General features: G+C 56.2%; 1 protein-coding gene. It reads left to right on the top strand.

Features of this window, described 5'->3' with window-relative positions:
* A partial coding sequence (locus tag C5Y96_RS19495) for a DUF4261 domain-containing protein (RefSeq protein WP_146115734.1) occupies positions 1 to 596 on the top strand: 596 nt, incomplete at its 5' end.
* Positions 597 to 601 lie beyond the last annotated feature (5 nt).

Below are 601 nucleotides of genomic sequence, written 5' to 3'. Positions count from 1 at the left end.
AGCATAGCTCGTGCGTCTATCTGATCACTAAGGGGGGATCGGAAGAGACCGCCAAGAAGATGATGCTGGCCGCCGCCGCGCTGCTCAAATGCGGCGGGATCGCCATCAAGATCGAGTCGACCGGCATCGCCCATCCCGCCAAGAAGTGGGAGGAGTGGAGCGAGAAGGCCGATCTGCCTACGCTCTTTCGGGCCTACGTCACCTACATTGGATCAGGCGACCTCTTTTACTCGTGCGGCATGCACAACCTGGGATATCCCGATTGCGTCGTCCAGGCCGAGATCGAGCCGCAAACCGCCGCCGAGTTGATCGACGCGTTTCTCCGCTACCTGCTCTTCGACGGTCCAGAACTCGAAGATGGTCAGACCTTCAGCGTGAAAGCCGAAGCGCCGCGGTACAAAATCGAACATCAGAAGTGCACGATGTTTGAGCCGGATCACCTGTTCCACAATCCATACGGCGTGTGGAAGTTGGCCCCGGCAGGAAAGTCGGTTAGCCGCGAAATCTCTACCTTTATGGGCCGACGGACTACGCAAGGAACAAAAAAACGCGCTTTTCACACACTGCGGGAGTTTTTATTCGATAGCCATTTATAAAACCT

This window comes from Blastopirellula marina (genome assembly GCF_002967715.1).
Taxonomy (GTDB): domain Bacteria; phylum Planctomycetota; class Planctomycetia; order Pirellulales; family Pirellulaceae; genus Bremerella; species Bremerella marina_B.
This window is presented reverse-complemented; position numbering and strand designations above follow the sequence as displayed.